General features: G+C 58.8%; 17 protein-coding genes. 8 read left to right on the top strand and 9 right to left on the bottom strand.

Going from position 1 to position 19,961, the window contains the following annotated elements; translation table 11 throughout:
• Positions 1-28 precede the first annotated feature (28 nt).
• A complete protein-coding gene (locus H9S92_RS14350) occupies positions 29-1,792 on the bottom strand; it encodes a sodium:solute symporter (protein ID WP_187467387.1) in 1,764 nt (587 codons plus the stop codon).
• Between the two features lie 329 nt (positions 1,793-2,121).
• Between H9S92_RS14350 and H9S92_RS14345 the strand changes: the two genes are divergently transcribed.
• From H9S92_RS14345 to H9S92_RS14335, 3 genes are read left to right on the top strand one after another with little or no spacing between them, the layout of a single operon-like run.
• Entirely contained in the window at positions 2,122-3,144 is a 1,023-nt protein-coding gene (locus H9S92_RS14345; protein WP_187467386.1) for an SMP-30/gluconolactonase/LRE family protein, read from the top strand.
• Positions 3,145-3,148: 4 nt separating this feature from the next.
• Positions 3,149-3,577: a UPF0158 family protein gene (locus H9S92_RS14340; protein ID WP_187467385.1), complete on the top strand. Its 429-nt coding sequence runs from the start codon at positions 3,149-3,151 to the stop codon at positions 3,575-3,577.
• 12 nt (positions 3,578-3,589) lie between these two features.
• Positions 3,590-4,480: a hypothetical protein gene (locus H9S92_RS14335; RefSeq protein WP_187467384.1), complete on the top strand. Its 891-nt coding sequence runs from the start codon at positions 3,590-3,592 to the stop codon at positions 4,478-4,480.
• Between the two features lie 193 nt (positions 4,481-4,673).
• Here H9S92_RS14335 and H9S92_RS14330 read toward each other — a convergent pair whose 3' ends face one another.
• Both H9S92_RS14330 and H9S92_RS14325 read right to left on the bottom strand, forming a co-directional pair.
• Positions 4,674-5,564: a class I SAM-dependent methyltransferase gene (locus tag H9S92_RS14330; RefSeq protein ID WP_246463880.1), complete on the bottom strand. Its 891-nt coding sequence runs from the start codon at positions 5,562-5,564 to the stop codon at positions 4,674-4,676.
• Between the two features lie 47 nt (positions 5,565-5,611).
• The gene (locus tag H9S92_RS14325) at positions 5,612-6,505 is read right to left on the bottom strand and encodes a hypothetical protein (RefSeq protein WP_187467383.1); all 894 of its coding nucleotides are present in this window, start codon (positions 6,503-6,505) and stop codon (positions 5,612-5,614) included.
• A 151-nt stretch (positions 6,506-6,656) separates the two neighbouring features.
• Here H9S92_RS14325 and bioB point away from each other — a divergent pair, with 151 nt between their 5' ends.
• Positions 6,657-7,739 carry a biotin synthase BioB gene (bioB, locus tag H9S92_RS14320; RefSeq protein ID WP_187467382.1) on the top strand — a complete coding sequence of 361 codons (1,083 nt, stop codon included), beginning with the start codon at positions 6,657-6,659 and terminating at the stop codon, positions 7,737-7,739.
• A gap of 74 nt (positions 7,740-7,813) precedes the next feature.
• A complete protein-coding gene (tpiA, locus tag H9S92_RS14315; RefSeq protein WP_222936115.1) occupies positions 7,814-8,569 on the top strand; it encodes a triose-phosphate isomerase in 756 nt (251 codons plus the stop codon).
• Between the two features lie 32 nt (positions 8,570-8,601).
• On the opposite strand, the gene porT is transcribed toward tpiA, so the two are convergent.
• From porT to H9S92_RS14300, 3 genes are all read right to left on the bottom strand, one after another.
• A complete protein-coding gene (gene porT, locus H9S92_RS14310) occupies positions 8,602-9,348 on the bottom strand; it encodes a type IX secretion/gliding motility protein PorT/SprT (protein WP_187467381.1) in 747 nt (248 codons plus the stop codon).
• The gene (gene ubiE / locus H9S92_RS14305; protein WP_187467380.1) at positions 9,297-10,040 is read right to left on the bottom strand and encodes a bifunctional demethylmenaquinone methyltransferase/2-methoxy-6-polyprenyl-1,4-benzoquinol methylase UbiE; all 744 of its coding nucleotides are present in this window, start codon (positions 10,038-10,040) and stop codon (positions 9,297-9,299) included. The genes porT and ubiE overlap by 52 nt, the downstream gene beginning before the upstream one ends.
• A gap of 410 nt (positions 10,041-10,450) precedes the next feature.
• The gene (locus tag H9S92_RS14300; RefSeq protein ID WP_187467379.1) at positions 10,451-11,167 is read right to left on the bottom strand and encodes a hypothetical protein; all 717 of its coding nucleotides are present in this window, start codon (positions 11,165-11,167) and stop codon (positions 10,451-10,453) included.
• A gap of 404 nt (positions 11,168-11,571) precedes the next feature.
• On the opposite strand from H9S92_RS14300, the gene H9S92_RS14295 reads away from it, so the two are divergent.
• Positions 11,572-13,122: an amidohydrolase family protein gene (locus tag H9S92_RS14295; RefSeq protein WP_187467378.1), complete on the top strand. Its 1,551-nt coding sequence runs from the start codon at positions 11,572-11,574 to the stop codon at positions 13,120-13,122.
• A gap of 53 nt (positions 13,123-13,175) precedes the next feature.
• The gene (locus tag H9S92_RS14290; RefSeq protein WP_222936114.1) at positions 13,176-15,548 is read left to right on the top strand and encodes a glycoside hydrolase family 3 N-terminal domain-containing protein; all 2,373 of its coding nucleotides are present in this window, start codon (positions 13,176-13,178) and stop codon (positions 15,546-15,548) included.
• A 221-nt stretch (positions 15,549-15,769) separates the two neighbouring features.
• On the opposite strand, the gene H9S92_RS14285 is transcribed toward H9S92_RS14290, so the two are convergent.
• From H9S92_RS14285 to H9S92_RS14275, 3 genes are all read right to left on the bottom strand, one after another.
• Positions 15,770-16,306: an NUDIX hydrolase gene (locus H9S92_RS14285; RefSeq protein ID WP_187467377.1), complete on the bottom strand. Its 537-nt coding sequence runs from the start codon at positions 16,304-16,306 to the stop codon at positions 15,770-15,772.
• A gap of 492 nt (positions 16,307-16,798) precedes the next feature.
• The gene (locus H9S92_RS14280) at positions 16,799-17,992 is read right to left on the bottom strand and encodes a hypothetical protein (RefSeq protein WP_187467376.1); all 1,194 of its coding nucleotides are present in this window, start codon (positions 17,990-17,992) and stop codon (positions 16,799-16,801) included.
• Between the two features lie 190 nt (positions 17,993-18,182).
• On the bottom strand, positions 18,183-18,446 hold the full coding sequence (locus tag H9S92_RS14275; RefSeq protein ID WP_187467375.1) for a hypothetical protein: 264 nt from the start codon (positions 18,444-18,446) through the stop codon (positions 18,183-18,185).
• Positions 18,447-18,957: 511 nt separating this feature from the next.
• On the opposite strand from H9S92_RS14275, the gene H9S92_RS14270 reads away from it, so the two are divergent.
• Positions 18,958-19,836 carry a M57 family metalloprotease gene (locus tag H9S92_RS14270; RefSeq protein ID WP_187467374.1) on the top strand — a complete coding sequence of 293 codons (879 nt, stop codon included), beginning with the start codon at positions 18,958-18,960 and terminating at the stop codon, positions 19,834-19,836.
• The last annotated feature ends 125 nt before the right edge of the window (positions 19,837-19,961 follow it).

Raw genomic sequence — 19,961 nt, 5'->3', positions numbered from 1 at the left:
GGCCGCGCCCTGCTTAAAAAAGTGATCCTTACCAGAACCAGCCTACCAGCAGGAAGGTGATGATGAGCAGGAAAACCGCCTGGATGCGGTAGTTTTTGTACCAGGGCAGTACGGAAAGTTCCTCCGTTTCCTCCTTGATCAGGCTGCGGTTCCAGGTGAAACCATTTACCTTTTCCGGGGCGGGAGCGGGGGTGAGGGAACTGACGATAAAGTTGATCAGGCCGCAGAAGACGAAGAGGTAGAAGGTCCGGTGGAGAAAGTGCATTTCCGTGAACCAATTGTCGGCTTCCCACCGCACCATCAGGAGGTAGATGATGCTCACGGCGGCCCCGGACAGCAGGGAAATGAAGGCACCGGTACCGTTGGCACGCCGCCAGAACATCCCCAGAATAAAGGCCGCAGCAACCGGCGGCGCGATGAAGCTGAGGACCAGTTGCAAATATTCCCAGAGCGAGCTGTAGCGCTCTATCTGCGGAGCCCAGAGGCAAGCCAGAATGACGAGCACCAGGGTGGAGATCTGCCCGACACGGACGAGCTGTTTGCTGCTGAGGTCGGGCTTGATTTTTACGGCGAAGTCCATGGTAATGAGCGTCGACGCCGAATTGAAGGTAGCGGAGACGGAAGACATCATCGCCGCCAGGAGGCCCGCCAGCACCAGGCCAACGATACCGTTGGGCAGCATCTGGAAGAGCAGCATGGGGTAAGTGGCGTTGGGGCAATCGATCAGGTTTTGGCAGTAGCCGCCGCCGGGCAGTTGGTAGTTCATGCTGGCGATGTCGAAGCCATTTTCCATGCCGCCCTGCTGCTGGATGTAGATGATGGCCGCCGTGCCGGGCAGCACCATGATGAACAGTACCGGCAGTTTCAGTAAACCGGCGAAGAGCGCTCCCCAGCGGCCGTGGTTGAGGTCTTTGGCCCCCAGCACGCGCTGGACCATAAACTGGTTATTGGCCCAGAAGTAAAAGCCCAGCAGCGGAGCGCCCAGCAGCAGGCCCGTCCAGGGCATAAAGCCATCGCCACCGGTGCCCAGCAAAAACTCCCGCCAGGTATCCCCCGCCGGTCGGACCAAACTGAGCACTTCCTCGGCGTTACTGGGTTGATAAGCCGCGCCATTATCGGGCAGGGTGCCGGCTGCGCCCATCTCGTTGAGCCCGGCAATCATCTGGTTCCAGCCCCCGATTTCCTGGAAGGTGTAGTAGGTAATCATACAACTGCCCAGGACCAGCAAAATGGCCTGGATGACTTCCGTTTGGATGACCGAGTTGAGCCCGCCGGGAACCGTGTAGGCCGCCGCAGCGATGGCCAGGATAACCACAATGGCCGCCGTGGAAAGGTCGGGAAACAGCAGTTTGAGGATCACGGTACCCACGTAAAGGCCCGAGGCGGTGTCCAGCATGACGTTGCCCACGATGGTAATGAAGCTGAAATAGTAGCGGGAACGCACGTCGTAGCGCCGCTCCAGAAACTCGGGCATGGTATAGACCTGCGACTTGAGGTAAAACGGCAGAAAAAAGATGGCAAAAAACACCAGCACCACTGCCGCCAGCCACTCGTAGTTGAACACCTGGGTGTTGGTTTTGTAGGCATCACCGGCCAGACCCACCAGGGTTGAACTGGAAATATTGGCGGCAAACAGGGAAATGCCCACGATGGGCCAGGTCATGTTCCGGCCCGCCAAAAAGTACTCTTCCGAACTCTGGGCCTTGGCACTGTACAAGCCATAGCCAATAATGCACACGGCGTAGACCGCCATAACTATCAAATCGACGTTAGAAAGCGAAAAGGAACCCATAGTGGAAGTTTTCTTGGAGAAGGACCGGAAAACCAGCGGTCTGCACCCGGGAAGCGACTTTCCGCAAGCCCGCTTCAGCGGCAGCTACCGGGCCAGAAAAAGCGCGGGAAGCCCTAAGCCAGAAGGTGTTGCGAAAATCGATCGGGGGGTGCTGGGCCATTGCCGCGTCTTTCTCTTACATGATCGGTGGCCCAAGTATACACATTTAAGTCAGCACGCAAATAAAGCACCCCACAAAATTTTGGATTCGCGGCCCAACGCCGCTTTTTCAGCAACGCTTTCCGGGCGGAAGGCTGGGCCGACCGCCCGAAAATGCCTTAATTTGCCGCATGCTACGTTGCCTGCTTCTCCTTCCCTTCCTGTGGCTGTCTTGCCAGGGCACCCCAACCGCTCCCCAGACGCCCCCGGCCGACACCGACGCGCCGCCGTTGGCCCTGGCGGTCAGCCCGGTGGATACGGCCGTCACCGAGGCCCTGTTTGGTAAGGCCCCCGAATTCACCGTCCTTTTCGGCGGCATGGAATGGGCCGAGGGACCGCTGGTTTTGCCCGACGGCGGAGTGATTTGCTCGGACGTCCCGAAGAACCAGATTTTGCGCTGGACGGGCAGTGGCAGCAGCGTCTACCTGGAAGGTTCCGGTGCGGCGCCCAACGATTATTCCGGGGAACCGGGCAGCAACGGCCTCCACCTCGATGCCGCCGGCCGGCTCCTGCTCTGCCAGCACGGGGCCCGCCGCATCGCCCGCATGGACGCCCCGCTGGACGATCCCCAGCCCGTTTTCGTAACCGTGGCCGACAACTACGACGGCAAAAAATTCAACAGCCCCAACGACCTGGTCGTAGCCCCCGACGGCAGCATCCTCTTCACCGACCCCACCTATGGCCTGCCCGGACAGCGGGAAAGCCCCCTGCGCGAGCTCGATTTCCAGGGCGTCTTCCGCATTCGGCCCGACGGAAGTGTGCAGCTCCTTTCCGATGCCTACGTCCAGCCCAATGGCATCGGCCTGAGTCCCGACGGAAAAACGCTTTACGTAGCCGATTCCGACCGCAGCCGCTTAACCGTCACGGCCACCCCTATCCTCGACGAAAACTACCGCCTCGGCCCGGGGGACACACTGATCAACGCCCGCAGCCTGGTGGGAAAAGCAGAAGGTTCCACCGACGGGTTGGCCGTTGCCAAAAACGGACGCATCTTTGCCACCGCCCCCGGTGGCGTTTGGGTGATTGAGCCCGACGGCAGGCTGCTGTCCAAGATCAGCACCGGGCAGCGGGTGGCCAACGTCGAGCTCGCCCCGCAGGAAGACTACCTCTACCTTACCAGTGATTACTACCTGATCCGTTTAAAACTTTTGTAGCAAAATGCCCCATCTAAGCGACGCCGAAATCAATGATGCCGCCACCGCCATTCGCCGCGGAATGGAAGTTTACGTCCACCGCGAGCACGGCCGCATGCTGATTGCCGACGATCCCGAGCGCAACGTCCGCGCCGATCCGGAAGTCTTTGAAGCCATTATGCAGGACATTTCGACGGACCCCGACGCCTACATCCACATCGAACGGATGCCCACGCCGGATGCCCTCCAGATCATGAAAGACTTCACCGACCGCGTCCGCAACCAGGAACTTTGGCAGGCCCTGACCTACGCCCTCAAACGGCCCCACCCCTTCCAAACCTTCAAGGCCGAGCTCGAAGGCTTCCCAAAAAATTATGAACTCTGGCGCGATTACCGCCAGGTGCGCTACCGCAAATACGTCCAGGACGTCATTGCCGCCGACCAGCGCCCTTAACCTCCCCGCGGATTGACCAGCAGCGTGCAGCATCTCCGAGGGCCTGCCATCGACCGCATTCGGTGGGATGCGGCCGTTGCCCAGGATCCCACGGGCCTGCCCTACGGACTGAGCTGGTGGCTCGATGCGGTGACCGATGGCCGCTGGGGCGGGCTGGTGGGCGACGATTATCGCTGGGTGTTGCCGCTGCCGTACCGCCGTAAATTTGGGCGCTTAACGCAGGTGCAAAGGCCGCCATTCACGCAACAGTGTGGCCCCTTCGGCCAGGTTACTGGCCCCGACCTTGCCCTGGCCCTCCAGCATTTGCCAGCAGGGACCGTCCAATTCGCCCTGTCCCTCCGCGAAGGCTTCCGCACTGACGACCTACCCGCCGGGTTCAACTCCCGACAGCGCACCAACCTGGTCCTGGACCTCAGCCCCCCCCGCCCCACCCTCCAGACGGGCTTCCACCGCGACTTGCGCCGCAAACTAAAGAAATTCGGGCCTGCCACCCTAAGTCTTGCCGACATTGACACGGTCGTTGCCCTCTACCGCCCCAGCGCCGGCCAAAAGGCGGGGCTCAAAGAACATCACTACGCCCGCCTGCTGAAGTTGCACCGGGCCGCCGAAAGCCGCGGACTTAGCCTTTGCTACCGCCTCGACGAAGCCGAACACGGGCTGCTCGCCGCCGGCTTTTTCCCTTCCTACCGGGGCCGCATCATCAACCTCTTCGCCGCCTCTTCCGCCGCCGGCTACGCCCGGGAAGGCATGGCCCGCCTGCTGGCCGCCATCCTGGAAAAACACGGGGGCCCTGGAAAGTTATTTGATTTTGAAGGCTCAGACCTGCCCGGCGTCGCAGAATTTTTCCAAAGTTTTGGGCCGGAAAAGCGGGAATATTTGGCGCTGGAACGGAAGACGTTTTAAAATTTACAATTTACAATTCAACATTCAAAATTCAACATTTGGCTACGCAGGAGGTATGATATTTATGATGAGGTTGGTGTTTCAAAAACGTGGGATTTTTCCGACATGAGACTGTGAGACTGTTCATTTAAGTGTGCCTCGCCTATTCCTGTCTCGCCTATCCCTCGCGGTAGCCCATTCGCTCATTAGTTCCTTAGCCCTTTTCGCAGACGTAAATCACCGAACTGGCCCGATTAGCATCGCTCAGGCCCGTGGTAAACGACTGAAAACCGCGCCAGCCACCCGCAACGAGGCCGCCCCCGTTGGCGTATTTTTCGCTCATCAGGGAAACGTAAAAGGGGTCGAGCGGCATGTGGCGGGTTTCGAAAACGCGGAAACCGGCCTGCCCGACCATGCGACGCAGCGTGGCGGGGCTGAAGTGCCAAAGGTGGCGCGGCACGTCGTAGGCCGCCCAATGGGGGCCGTAGGCTTCGGCGTCTTTGCTCTTGTGGTTGGGGACGGCGATGATGAGCCGCCCGCGCTCGGCCAGCAACTCGTGGAAACGGCGGAGGTAATCGCGCGGCGAATACAGGTGCTCCAGTACGTGCCAGAGCGTAATTACATCGAGGCTGCCCGGCGTGCCTTCCGCGAAGAGGTGCTCGGGGGGATGGACGGTGATCCCGAATTTTTCGGCCCCGTAACGCCGCGCCGCTTCGTCGATTTCCATTCCTTCGGCAGCGTAGCCGTGGCGGACCATAAAATCGGTGAAATAGCCCGTTCCGGTGCCGTAATCCAGGAGTCTTTTGCCCGTAGCTACCCGATCCACCAACTGAAATTTCTGCCCCAGCATGAACTCCCGCGCCCGGTGGTAGAGCTTATTGACGATGCCCCGCTGGCTGTCGCTGTGGCTGATGTAGGCCTCGCCCTTATAGTAAGACCCTGCATCGGCGGCCACGGGCGGATCCTGGGTGAAGAGGAAATCGCAGTCGGCACAGCGCCAGAGGGGAAATTGCTCGCCGCTGATGCTGTGGTCTTTCACCATCATTTCAGCCGCAATGGCGGTGGATTGACAAAGCGGGCAGCGGTCGTAGTGCAAAGTAGCCATGGGGCGAAGGTAGAAAATTCCGCCTGCTTGATGCTTGCGGAGCCGACCTACAGGTGCAGGCCGTGGTAGCGGTGCTCGCCAGTGCGCAGATTGACGATGTCGAGCAGGTAATTCCCTTGGGCCAGGTGGCGCAGGTCGATGGCGTCGAGCTGTCGCCCCACGGGAATTTTCTCCAGCACCTTGCCTTCCCGGTGGATGGTGAGCAATTTCTCTGCGGAATCCAGGTAGAGATAAAGCGTGGTTTGGCCGGAGAGGTGGAGGGTATGCTGATCGTTTAGTTGGGCCAGCTCCTGGAAATCGGCTTCTTGAAGGTGGTAACCCCGGGTGGTGAAGGTGAAAGACTGCTCCTGTCCCGAAGGAAACTGGTAGCGGAGGGTTTGGTATTGGTTGCCGGCTTCTACCTCCAGTTGAAAATCGGCACTAAAGGCTTTTCCTTCTTCCAGTAGCAGGGGCTGGGCTGTTTTAATGTTCCGTTGTTTATCGCTGCGCTTTGGCGTGGGCTTAGCCTGGTCTTCGGCTGGGATGGCGAGGACTACGGTGGAGCTGACTGTATCCCCGATGCGGGCGTAGAACTGTTGGGTGGGAGCTACTTCCGACCACTGGGGCTTGCTTGCAATTACCGTGAATTTACCTTGTGTCTCTTCAATAAGCGCATTTCTTCCCCCCCTGGGCTGGATGAAGGTGGCAGCCGGAATCCGCTGACCCGCCGTATCGAAGGTTTGTATGCTGTCCGTGAGGGGGAAAGGTTCAACGGTATCGCCCTCCTTGAGGCCCCGGACGAACAAGGCCGATATCGGGATGCTGTCTCCATTGCCCACCATCCGCTGAAAGTAGAGGCGGTGAATTTCCCCCGAGGGATGATAAGTAGTATCCACCCACTGCTGGGCAAAGAGGGTGCTCTGGGCTACCAAAGCAAGGGCAAAGAGTAAGGTGGTTTTCATGTGCGCGGGAACTGGATGCTACCAAAGATGCGGAAAAACCTGGAAATGGCGGATAGGCGAAATAGAACCTCCCGCCAAAATGCAATACCTCACCCCAGCAACCGCCCAACACCGGCCCCTTTGCCTATATTTGCCGCCCAAACGAACTGCCATGACCGCCAAGACCGAAGCCATCGACCAAATCTGGAGCCTCGAAGCATTACGTACCCTCTACGCCAGCCCTTTGATGGACCTCGTATTCCAGGCCGCCACCGTTCACCGGGCCCACCACGACCCCAACGAGGTACAGATGAGCAGCCTGCTGAGCATCAAAACCGGTGGCTGCCCCGAAGACTGCGGCTACTGCCCCCAGGCCGCCCGCTACCATACGGACATTGAAGAAAACGCTCTGATGACGGTCGAGCAGGTCCGTACCGCCGCCGAACGGGCCAAGGGCCTGGGCAGCAGCCGCCTGTGCATGGGTGCCGCCTGGCGCAACGTCCGCGACGACGCAGAATTTGAGCAGGTGCTCGACCTCGTCCGCACCGTCAATGGCCTCGATATGGAAGTCTGCGCCACCCTCGGCATGCTCACCCCCAACCAGGCCGAACGCCTGGCCGCCGCCGGCCTCTACGCCTACAACCACAACCTGGACAGCTCCGAAGAATACTACAAGGAAGTCATCTCCACCCGCGGCTACCAAGACCGTCTGGATACCATCGATAACGCCCGCCGCGCCGGCCTGACCGTCTGCTCGGGCGGCATCCTGGGGATGGGCGAAAGCGTGGACGACCGCCTGAAGATGCTCCTCACCCTGGCCAGCCTCCGCCCCCAGCCAGAATCCGTGCCCATCAACGCCCTCGTCGCCGTCGAAGGAACGCCCCTGGAAGACCAACAGCCCGTCAGCATCTTCGAAATGGTCCGCATGATTGCCGTAACCCGCATCGTGATGCCCAAAACGACCGTCCGCCTCTCCGCCGGCCGCAATACCATGAGCCCCGAAGGCCAGGCCCTCTGCTTCCTGGCCGGTGCGGGATCCATCTTCGCCGGCGATAAGCTCCTGACCACCCCCAACCCGGATGCCTTTGCCGACCTGGAGCTCTTCCAACAACTCGGCCTGCGTCCCACCGCGCCCTACGCCAAAGGCGAAAAGCCCAGCCTGAAAGCCGACCCCGGCCCACCCGAGACCAAAACCAAAATCAAGTGGAGCCGCCCCGGCCACACCATCGAACGCAACGAAGCCAAACGGAAATAAGCCAACCGACCCCGGAGGGGTCGAACATTAATAACCCCGGACGAAAGTCCGGGGACGCTAAACAAAAAAATAACATGTCAAACCGAACCATGGTAGCCGGCAACTGGAAAATGAACACCACCCCCGCCGAGGGTGCCGCACTGGCCCAGGCCGTAATCGAGCACGTAGGCACGCCCGGCACGAAAGTGGTCTTTGGCGTCCCCGCCATCCAGCTCACGCAAATCCAGGCCCTGACCAGCAAAGCCCCCGGCTTTTACGTCGCCGCCCAAAACATGCACCAGGAAGACAGCGGTGCCTACACCGGTGAAATCAGCGCCCGCATGCTCGCAGCAGCGGGGGTAGACTACGTCATCCTGGGCCACAGCGAGCGCCGCGATTACTTCGGAGAAGACGACACCCTCATCCACGCCAAAATCCTCAAGGCCCTGGCCGCTGGCGTCCAACCCATCTACTGCTGCGGCGAGAAGCTGAACATCCGCCAGGCGGGAAACCACGAAATGGTGGTCGGCAAACAAATCGAGCAAGCCCTCTTCACCCTCGAAGCCGAGCAGATGCGGCAGGTCGTCATCGCCTACGAACCCGTCTGGGCCATCGGCACCGGCGTCACGGCCAGCCCCGAACAGGCTCAGGATATGCACGCCTTCATCCGCCGCATGATCCATAATTACTTCGGCCAGGACGTAGCCGAGTCTACCACCATCCTCTACGGTGGCTCCGTTAAGCCCGATAACGCGGAAGAACTCTTCGGGATGCCCGACGTGGACGGCGGACTGGTCGGCGGCGCCAGCCTGGACGCCGCTGGCTTCGCTGCCATCGTAAAAGCCCTTTAGTTCGCTCCAGGAACGGGAGGAGACGACTACAATTACCCCTCGATGTGAAAAGACAGCGTAAAAGTCCGGCTCAACACCTTATCCAGCACCGTACTCTGCGGTAGATTGGGGTTGAAAAGCAGGGTGTTGCCAATGCCTTGGCTGATCTTGAATTCGGGCGAAAAGATGAAGTAATCGAAGAAAATCTGAATGCCCGCGCCGTATTCCAGATGAAAATCGTGGGGACTGATCCGTACCAGGCTCTCGGCTTGCTTGGCCCGGCTTTCGCTGGCCACGTCGAAGCTGTATTTCACACCCGCGATCAGGAACAGGCGCTTATCGCGGTAGGGTGCCGATTTGTAACGGAACAGGAAGGGAAGTTCTACGAAGACCGACTGGATCGACTCTTCAATTTCGCGGTTCGAGCGGGCGTTGAGGTCGTAGTTCAGCCGCCGCTCGGCAAAACTGAAGCCCGGCGTGAAGCGAAAATCAAAGTACTGCCCAATCTTCAGGTTGGCAATCATGTTGAGGTTGAAGCCCGGCCCGTTGAGGCTCTTCACCGAAACGATCGTATCGGAGAACAGAAATTCTTCACTTCGAAAGGGTGTGTAACGGCTGGAGTTGAAGCCCAGCGTAAGGCCAAAGTAGAAGGGCTTGGCCTGAAAATCGTAGAAGTTATAATTATCGCCGCCGGTAAATTGGGCGCTGACGCAGGTGCAAAGTCCGCCCACCAGAAGCAAGGTAAGGACTACTTTACGCCCGTATAAATGGACGCGATGCCGAAAGTTAATGCTTTGCATTCAGTTTTTTTGAAGCCGACCTTCTCCAGCTTGGCGGTGAAAGCTTTGCCCGAAGGGAAAGCCTGAACACTCTCGAACAGGTAGGCGTATGCACGGGGATCTTTGGACTGTAAACGCCCGATGAGCGGCATAATTTTACCGAAGTAGAAATTAAACCCCCAACGGATGGGGGCAAAGGTAATACGGCTGAACTCCAGGACCACCAACTTCCCACCCGGCCGGAGCACACGGTGCATCTCGGCCAGCCCCCGCTCCAGGTTCTCGAAGTTCCGAACCCCGAAGGAGACCGTCACCGCATCGAAGGAAGCCGCCGGGTAGGGCAGGTTTTCGCTGTCGCCCTGAACCAGCGTGATCCGATCGTCCAGGCCCGCAGCGGAGACCTTTTGCCGGCCGTAGTGGAGCATGCCCGCGCTGAGGTCAAGCCCCGTGACGTGGTCCACGTCGGCCCGCTTGACGGTCTGGATGGCCACGTCGGCCGTCCCCGTTGCCACGTCCAGGATCCGCCGGTGAACGGCAGGCTCGAGCTGCCGGATCATCTTGGCCCGCCAGAGGGTGTCCACGCCCAGGGAAGTCCCCCGGTTGAGCAGGTCATAAGTAGGCGCAATGGCGTCAAACATTTGCCCGACTTCCGCTTTCTTGGAGTCGCTTGCGCCGTAGGGTTTGATCGTGTTGTGATCGGGAGTAGTAGCCATAGTGCAGAGGAAACGGAAAAGTGGGGCTTTGGTTCTTTGCCTTGGCCAGTTCCAGAAATGGCGAAGAAACGCCGCTGCAAGTGGGATCCGGACCTCTCGTCCTGCTGTTTTGTAGCCCATGGAGTTGCTTGGAGTTGGACCAGCCCCAACTTAGTCCCTCTTCGTGTCCTTAGTGGTTCAAAATGGTGGAGCCGTTATACGGCGACTGTTTCCTCCTTCGCCGTGAAACGGCCCAACCAGGCGCAGCCAAAAACACAATGTTCCAAAAAAAACTGCGCAGCAAAATCCCCCCGTGCACTAACCAACAACAAGACCCCGCCAGCATACTTGCGGACGGGGCCTCATCCTGCTTAAGCCAATGTTTAGGTCCCCAGCTCAATTGCTTCTTAGAGCTCATCGGGGTCATTGCATTACTCCCGACGCACCTCAATAGGTTCTTCCGCGACAATGCAGAACTGGTTGATGCAACCAATCGTGGCAACGGTAGTGGCCGAACCATTGGTGAACAAGGTAGCCTGGGCCGTCCCCCGTAGTTTCCTGCCAAGACTACACGTAGGGTTGTTGGACCGGGTAGCGGATCTTGAAGACAGGCCGACATTGTTTTTGAAAGCGGCTGCAATAACCGTCATCTGGAAAAAGCCCGGGCAAAAATCCTTGATCAGCGTGCGCGTGGAATTGAAGGTCGGTGTGCCGATGATCGGCGGGGTCGGGTCGATGAACGTGGTCCACAGGTTCGGTGGAGCGTTCTGGAACGGAATGATCGTGATGGCCAGGTAGGTGCTGTATACGTCATTTACTGACTCAGCGTCGGATTTACTCCCCGGAGCGGGGCTGGGTTGAAATTTTGCGGCCTGCTCCTTTACGAAGATGGGGGCGTGAAGCTCCAGCACCTCTTCGTAGCTGAGGCTGGATACGTCTCCGTGTACCTTAGACACGGTACTGATGATTTCCTCTCCGGTGAGTTCGAGGTAATCTCCAGAGGGCGCTTGGTCAGCAAACTGCTGATCGATGTCGGCAAGCTGGTTTTCGTCGGCGATCGTAATCGCTTCGTCGGGGGTGCAGGACTGCAGGGCGAAGAGCAGGGCCACGAGGCAGAGTCCAAGAATGTGGGTGAACTTGAATTTCATAAGAGAAAGGTTATTAGAATGAAGAATCGGGTGATCGAACTGGCCGGTTCGCCCACCTAACTGGAAGGCAGGAAATAGGTTTTAAAATTTATCACATTACTTGTCTTTATTCATAAACGCCACTTTTAATACCGCAAAATTGACATATTGCGGTATTTTAAAATGCGTTCATCTTAAAAGGTAAAATATATAAAATCAGGGGCGATTTCGGTTTCCGGTCTTCCGTTTCCTATTGCCCGGGGAAAATGGAATCGGGAACTACGGAAGGGATGCAGGAGGGTCTTTTCTGCGGCGGGAAAGGGTTTGGCTTTACCGCGCTACCCTCGCCGGCTAAAACATCGCGTTCATTTTCCCGGCGAAGCACCTTACCTTGGCAGCATCTCCTATCGTTAGCTACACCAACTATGCGTAAGTACCTACTCTGCTTTTTTGTCCTTTTCCTTGGCACCTGCGTCAGCGCCCAAGTCCGGAAAGCGCCGGACCGTGGCGACGTGGGCGACGGCCCCCACCCCCAGCTTATTTTGCGGGGCCTGACCCTGATCAATGGCAACTGCGCGCCGCCCATTGGGCCGGTGGACATCGTCATTGAGGGCAACAAGATCGTCAGCACCAGCACCGTAGGCGTGCCGGACATGGAGATCAACCCCAACGGCCGTCCCAAACTAAAGGCGGGCGGTAAGGAAATCGACTGCGCGGGCATGTACGTCCTGCCCGGTTTTGTGGACATGCACGGCCACATCGGCGGCAGAGCGCAGGGGGCGGATGCCGACTACGTTTTTAAACTCTGGCTCAGCCACGGCATCACCACCATCCGCGAACCCGGCAGTTTCAACGGCCTGGACTGGGTGCTCGATCACAAAAAACGCTCGGCGAGCAACGCCATCGCCGCCCCCCGGATCGTGGCCTACACCGGCTTCGGGATGGGCCGCGAGGAGCCCTTTACCACCACCGAGCAAGTCCGCGAATGGGTGCGCGCCAATAAGGCCAAGGGCAGCGACGGCATCAAATTTTTCGGTGCCCGCCCCGATCTGATGCAAGCCGCCCTGGAAACCAACAAGGAAATTGGCCTCGGCTCCGCCTGCCACCACGCGCAGATGGACGTAGGCCGCTGGAACGTACTCAAATCCGCCCGGGCGGGACTGACCTCTATGGAACACTGGTACGGATTGCCCGAGGCGCTGTTCAACGACCGGACGGTGCAGGATTACCCCGTCGACTACAACTACCAAAACGAGCAAGACCGCTTCGGCGAGGCCGGCCGCCTCTGGGAGCAAGCGGCCGCCCCCTACAGCGACCACTGGAACGCGGTGATGAATGAACTGCTGGACCTGGACTTCACCATCAACCCCACCTTCAATATCTACGACGCCAACCGCGACGTCATGCGGGCCCGCAACGCCGACTGGCACGCCGAGTACACCCTGCCCAGTCTCTGGAAGTTTTACCAGCCCAGCCGCGTCAGCCACGGCAGCTACTGGCACCAGTGGGGTACGGAGCAGGAAGTCAACTGGAAGAAAAATTACCAACTCTGGATGACCTTCATCAACGAGTACAAAAACCGGGGCGGCCGCGTGACGGCAGGTTCCGACTCGGGCTTTATCTACCAACTCTACGGCTTCGGTTACATCCGCGAGCTGGAGCTGCTTCGCGAAGCGGGCTTCCACCCATTGGAAGTCATCCGCTCGGCCACCCTCTACGGTGCCGAGGCGCTGGGAATGGAAGACCTCATCGGCACCATCGAGCCGGGGAAACTGGCCGACCTCGTCATCGTCGGGGAAAACCCATTGGCCGACCTCAAAGTCCTCTACGGTACCGGCGCAACCCGCCTGGATGAAGCCGGGGAGGTCACCACCACCAAGGGCATCATCTACACCGTAAAGGACGGCATTGTCTACGACGCGGTCGCGCTGCGCGCCGCCGTGCGGGAAATGGTTAAAGAGGCGAAGCGGCCATAGGGGGACGTTTCCCAAATACGCCGTACATTTCTCCTTACAAGTTTTCTTCCGCCATGCGTTTCCTGCTCCTGCTCCTGCTCCCCTACCTCGCTGCCCTGGACGCCTGTGGTGGCAAGGAATCCCCCGCCGAGCCTACCATCAACATGACGGAGAAGCCGCCCGCCGATGCAGTGTACCGCAACGCCAGCGAAACAACCGAAGCCCGGATTGCGGACCTCATCAACCGCATGACGGTGGAGGAAAAAGTGGCCCAGGTCACCGCCGTCTGGGCCGACAAGAAAAGGATGTACCTGAATGGGCAGGGCTTCAACCCCGACAGCGCCGCCATATTGATGCCCCACGGCATTGGCCACATTACCCGCCCCAGTGAACTGGCGGGTCCGCCCGCTCCGGGGCGCTCCGGGGCGGAGCAGGTGGTGTACCTCAATGCGGTCCAGCGCTGGCTGGTGGAGGAAACCCGCTTGGGTATCCCGGCCCTGGCCCACGAGGAAAGCCTCCACGGCCTGGCCGCCAAAAATGCTACCAGCTGGGGGCAGCCCATCGCCGTTGCTGCCACTTTCAACAGGGATTTGACCCGCCAGCTTTACGCCACCGCCGCGCGGCAGGCCGCCTCCCGCGGGGCCCACGTGGTGCTTACGCCGGTGGTTGACGTCGCCCGCGACCCCCGCTGGGGACGGGTGGAAGAGACCCTGGGAGAAGATCCCTACCTGGCCGGGCAACTGGGTCTCCAGGCAGTACTTGGCTTCCAGGGCGATGATGCCAAATGGGACCCGGGCGAGGTATTCGCCACCCTCAAGCACATGGCCGGCCACGGCGAACCCGAAGGCGGTAATAACATCGCCCCCGCCAACATTTCCGAACGCACCCTCCGGGAGGTTTTCCTGCACCCCTTCCGCTACATCGTCCAAAAGACCCCCGTGCGCAACATCATGGCGAGCTACAACGAGGTCAATGGCGTCCCGAGCCACGCCAACGCCTGGATGCTCAACGACCTGTTACGGGATACCTGGGGCTACCAGGGGGCCGTTGTTTCCGACTACTTCGCCGTGCGGGAACTCGCCGACCGCCACGCCGTAGCCGCCAACTGGCAGGAAGCAGCCATCCTCGCCATTTCTGCGGGGGTAGACATTGAACTGCCCGACCGGGAAGCCTACCCTTCGCTGGTGGAAGCCGTCCATTCCGGCGCCCTTAAAGAATCCATCCTCAACACGGCCGTTGGACGCATCCTGCAGCAGAAATTCGACCGCGGCCTGTTCGAAGACCCCTACCTCGATCCCGCCGGGGCACTGGAAACTACGTCGGCCGATCGCGCCCTCGTCCGCCGTGCCGGCAGCGAAGGGATGATCCTGCTGAAGAACAACGGCGTATTGCCCCTTGGCGACGAGGTGAAGACCCTGGCCATCATCGGCCCGAATGCCGATAAGTTGCTCCTGGGCGGCTACAGCGACCAGCCCGACACCTTCGTGACGGTACGAGCCGGGTTGGAAGCCGCCTTCAGCGCCCGCAACCTGAGCACCGTTTACGCCGAGGGCGTGCGGGTGACGGAGGCGGGCAGTTGGTACCTGGACCCGGTAGTAGCCGTTCCCGAGAGCGAAGACCGCCTGCGCATCGCCGCCGCCGTTTCGGCCGTCCGGAACGCCGACCTGATCGTCCTGGCCGTAGGCGGCAATGAACTGACCAGTCGCGAGGCCTGGGCAGAAGGGCACCTGGGCGACCGGCCGACGCTGGAGCTGCCCGGCCTGCAAAACGAATTGATCGATGCCCTGGCCGCCACGGGCAAGCCCATCGTCGGCCTGGTCTTTGGCGGCCGCCCGCTCGACATCCGCAACCTGACGGAAAAATCCGACGCCGTCTTCCAGTGTTTTTATCTCGGCCAGGAAACGGGCAACAGCGTCGCCGATGTGTTGCTGGGCACCGTAGACCCGGGCGGCAGGCTTCCCATCAGCATCCCCCGGTCGGCGGGCCACATCCCGGCCTACTACAATTACAAACCCACCGCACGGCGGGGCTACCTGTTTGACGATGCTTCGGCAGCCTGGCCCTTTGGCTATGGCCTGAGCTACACCACCTTCACCATTTCTCCGCCAACGCTCACGGCAGCTTCGGCGACCACCGCTGCGGAGGTATCCGTCTCCGTTACGGTCACCAACAGCGGAACCCGCGCTGGCTTTGAGGTTGTCCAGCTTTACATCCGTGATAAAGTCAGCAGCGTCACCCGCCCGGTCAAGGAACTCAAAGGCTTCGAGAAAATCTACCTCGAACCCGGGGCGTCCCAGACGGTGACCTTCCCCCTCGGCCAGGAACAACTGGAATTTCTCGGCCCCGGGATGCGCTGGATCGTTGAACCAGGGGAATTTGAAATCATGGTGGGCAGCAGCAGCCGCGATGAAGACCTGGGCAAAGTAACTTTTACCCTGACGGAGTAAGACCGCGCCTTCTTTTAACGTCAGGTTGAGCGCTTGAAATAATCACCACTTATTGGTCATCAACGGCTTTTAGAAGGTAGTTCGGTAGTTTTGTAGTTCGGTAGAGGACAATGCCCCACTACCGAACTACAAAACTACCGAACTAAAAACCATGGCGACATAACCATCTGAAAATCAACGAACATCTACGTTGCATACCTCCAACCTGACGTTCTTTTACTTTATTCCTCGGGGTAGCAGGCACGGTGGAGCAGCTTACGGCCACTCCGCCGGTTAGCGAAGTAACGGCGCAGGGTAAATACCGAGGAAGTAAAGGCCATTTCGCTCCAGGGAATATCGTCCTCGGTGAACAAGGCACATTCCAGGCTCTCCTCCCCCACCCCGTACTGGCCATCAACGAGGGCTCCGACAAACTGGAGGTAAATCTGGTTGATCTTTTCCAGATTGTAGAGGGTGATGAGGTAGTCAAGCTCCACACGCGCCGCCGCCTCTTCCCACACTTCGCGCCGGGCACCGCTCTCTACCGATTCCCCATTTTCCAGGTAACCGCTCGGGACGTTCCACAGCCCGTAGGCGGGGGCAATGGCCCGGCGGCAGAGCAGGACTTTGTCTTCCCACACCGGCAGGCACCCCGTCACGATTTTGGGGTTCTGGTAATGAATGGTGGCGCAGGCGCTGCATACCTGGCGCGGGCGGTTATCGCCGGTGGGGACGACGAGGTGCAAATCCGGAGAACCACAGTGGGAGCAGAAATTCATGTGGACCGGAAGGTAAGCAATGCCTCAGAAACCCGGCCAGCCAGCGCAGTACGGTGGCCATCATTCCGCAGGACGAAACAAGCTATATTCGGTTTCCTCCGGCGGAGGAATGCCTTGGTTAAGCCAGCTCTTTTTCCCTCTCCGCCGTCAACTCCATAGGCAAGGAGTCCTCTTCTCCAGGCTTTTTTCTTGTTTAAGGAAAATATTTTCAGTGCTCAGAGCAAAGGAAGAAGACACTTCTCTTACGAGCCGGGACAGAGCATAATTCGTTAAAAATCAACACTTTGAACATTGAAAGCTACTACTCCTGGGCATCCCTCTCTTTTGGAGAGGGACCGAGGGAGAGGGATTTATAACTAACGGAGAATCAACACCTGAATCAAAAAGAAGCATCCGTTAAAGCAGGATAAAGTTCAATGGTCACAATCTATTGACAGTAATTCATAGCACCTTATCCACACTATTTAACGGATGCTTAAGGAGTCGACTAAGCTATATCGTACGGTAACTACGGGCCAGTCGTTCCTGCAACTGCGGTTTGAGCGCCTCGGCCGCATCGAGGATGAGTTGCTCATCCGTAGGGAAGTTCGTAGGCTGGTTGCCGATGTTGCGACGGCTGTCGTTGCTCAGGGCCCGACGGTCTCCGCGAAAGGTGCTGGCATAATTTTCGAAAACCGCTTCGGCCGTCAGGTCAGCTTCCTCGACGACGCGCTGGCGGACGTTGTCGAACAACACCAGGCTACCGGACACGAGGGCAGACTTGGTTTGGAGGACTTCAATGACGTCGGCACGAATGATGACCTGGCGGGGCCGGGTAATGTCGTTGCCCAGAGAGTCTTTGGCTACGTTGCCGTTGCCATCCAGGACGTATTCGGTGCCATCGGTGATCTCTTTTTCGTCGATGTAGGTGCGTTCGTTGACGCGTTCTGGGCTGACCTGGATGTTGCGGATCACGATCTGGGCGTCGTAGTCGTAGCTTTTGGCAGGGGATTTGCTGAAGTCGTACACCCGCCACTGATCGTCCATTCCGTCCGTACGCACCCGGAGCAACTCTTCTTCAAAGCCCCGGGGCAGGTAGGCACCGCTGCGGTTGAGCACGGCTACGGCAATGTGGACGATGCCGAGCTGTTCGGATTCCAGTTGCAGTTGTTCCGTATCGCGGTAGTTGCGGCGGTAGCGGGGGATGCGTTCAAACTCTGCGTAGGCGGCCCGGGCGGATGCTTTATCGCCGGCCCGGCCGGTTTCCAGCAGGCGGAGACCCTGCTCGTAGATTTGGGCGGCAGCGTTTTCGGCGGCCTCGTCCAGAAGACCGTCTACCCGTGCAAAACGGAATTCGGCCTGGTACCCGCGCTTATCCGTCAGGGGCAGCAGGGGCTTGAGGGCGTCCTGGCGGCGCAGCATTTTATCGTAGATGCTGTGGACCCGGGGCCAGTCGGCATTACCACTTTCGCTGAGGCGACGGGCGGTTTCCAGGTCTTCGGCGGTGGCTTTATTGAACGCCGTTTCGAGGGCGGCTACGAGCTTGGGGTCCTTCTTTTGCCTGCCCGTCAGGCGGTCTTGCGCCAGGCGAATGGTCTCCTCGTAGTTGCCGCTTTCCACCAACTCCTGCACTGAGGTGCAGGCGGGAAGCAGGAAAATACTAAGGGCAAAGAAATAGAGCAGGGGGATCAATGTGGTGTGTTTCATGGCTGAGTCGTTTGAAACAAAATTACGATACCGGCCAGGATCGGTTGCTTACTGATAACTTAAAGGGAATTAAGATATGTTAAGGCAACGCTTCTCTGGGTCCCCGCCAGAGCAGAAAGGGCAGCAGGGCGCGGCCGCAGGTGCCACCATCCGGACTAAGGAGCGAGGCAAGTCAGCAACCCGTGCAGCCCTAACGCCGCCGCTGCCGGGCACCGCCACCAATCAGGCCCAGATCGAGCAAGACGGCAATGACCAAACCGATCGTCTGCACATTGCCTGGGAAGTAGGTCTCCGAAATGCCGTACCAAAGTACCGTCAGCGGCATGAACAGAAAACCCAGGACGGGCCAGAGGATGGAGTCAAAAGCGGCCCGCCACCAGCCCGTGAAGAGGTAGAGCAACACAATGACGACCCGGGGAAAAAAGAAACCGAGGAGGAGAAGCAAAATGGGCATAGACAGTGGATTTATTTCGATCAAACGCCGCAGCGGGTCATTTGCTCGTTGGCCCCATAATTTTTCGGCCGAAGCCCCAAGATAGTCGTATTTCCCCTACCGCGAAAACAATATTTCTCCGCCGCCCACCTGCACCATGGAAAGGAAACACTACCCAGCCCCACAGCAAATTTTGTCGGGGAAAATATTTTTTTCGCAAAACATTTGGAAAAACCGGCCAAGACTTTACCTTTAGCCTCGAGCTGAAGTATTTACGATTTCTAAACCGACAAATTCACTAGTTCTCTCTCTTCTTCACGCTTATTGCACTTGGTTTTCCGCCCCTCCTTAGGGCCGAGTAGACATCCCCCAGTTTTCACATCCCTGTAACAATCTGCCATCACCCGCCAGGTGATTGGATCAGGCATTTTGCGCTCCGTGGATTTCCATCCGTCGACGGCGGTGCGCTTCGCCTGCCAGCCACTGCTGTGCTTCACATAGTTTTTCACTAACCTTTATCCACATTTTTTCGATGAAACCAATTTCTTTCTGTGCCGCTATTTGCGGCTTCCTCGCCTTCACGGCCTGCAACCAGGACACTGCCGTCCAGCCCGCCGAAGACACCAACTATTCCGTCAGCTTCATCCACGATGAGCATGAAGATGGCCATACCAACCTCCCCGACGTGCCCTTTGCCGACGCCCTGCTGGCGCACGCCGAGGGACTTTCCGCACACTACCTCGACGCCGAACGCAAGGACATTCTCCGCCCGGACGGCACTACCGACACCCGCTACGTCGTAGACGGAGACATTGAGCTCACCAAGGACGACCTCCGCATGTTCCAGGGGATGAGCCCTGCCCAGGAGAAGCAATACCGTACCAATAACCTGGTAAGCCGCTCCACCATTCGCGTGATTGGCTATACCGGTGGCAGCAATGCCCTGACGACGAAGATGCGCACTGCTCTCCAGTGGGCCGTAGACAACTACAATGCCCTGAATACCAACAAGACGTTTACCCTCACCTTCTCCTCCAGCACCAATGCGGACATCGTAGTGTACCGCGACCCCAATAACCAGGGTGCGGGTGGCGTAGCGGGCTTCCCCTCCGGCGGCAACCCCTACAAATGGGTAACCATCTACAGTGGCATGGAAGCCTACAACACCAACGTCAATGAGCACGTGATGACGCACGAGATTGGCCACTGCATGGGCCTGCGCCACACCGATTGGTTCAGCCGCCAGTCTTGCGGACAGTCTGGCGAGTCCGCTGGCTCTGCCGGAGCGGTACACATCCCCGGAACTCCGACTGGCTACGACGCCAACTCCATCATGCTCGCCTGCTTCGGCAGCAACGAAGACGGAGAGTTCGGCAATTTCGACCGCATCGCTCTGGAAACCATTTACTAGCGGACCACGCAGGCACCGTTAAGCCGACAGCCCGCTCCGGATGCTCCGGGGCGGGCTGTTCACTTTTGGCGCTTTTTTACGATGGCTAAAATGCCACAAAGTTGCATTAGCACATTGTCTTTCGG

Origin of the sequence: Neolewinella lacunae (genome assembly GCF_014349155.1) — a bacterium.
Lineage (GTDB): Bacteria > Bacteroidota > Bacteroidia > Chitinophagales > Saprospiraceae > Neolewinella > Neolewinella lacunae.
This window is presented reverse-complemented; position numbering and strand designations above follow the sequence as displayed.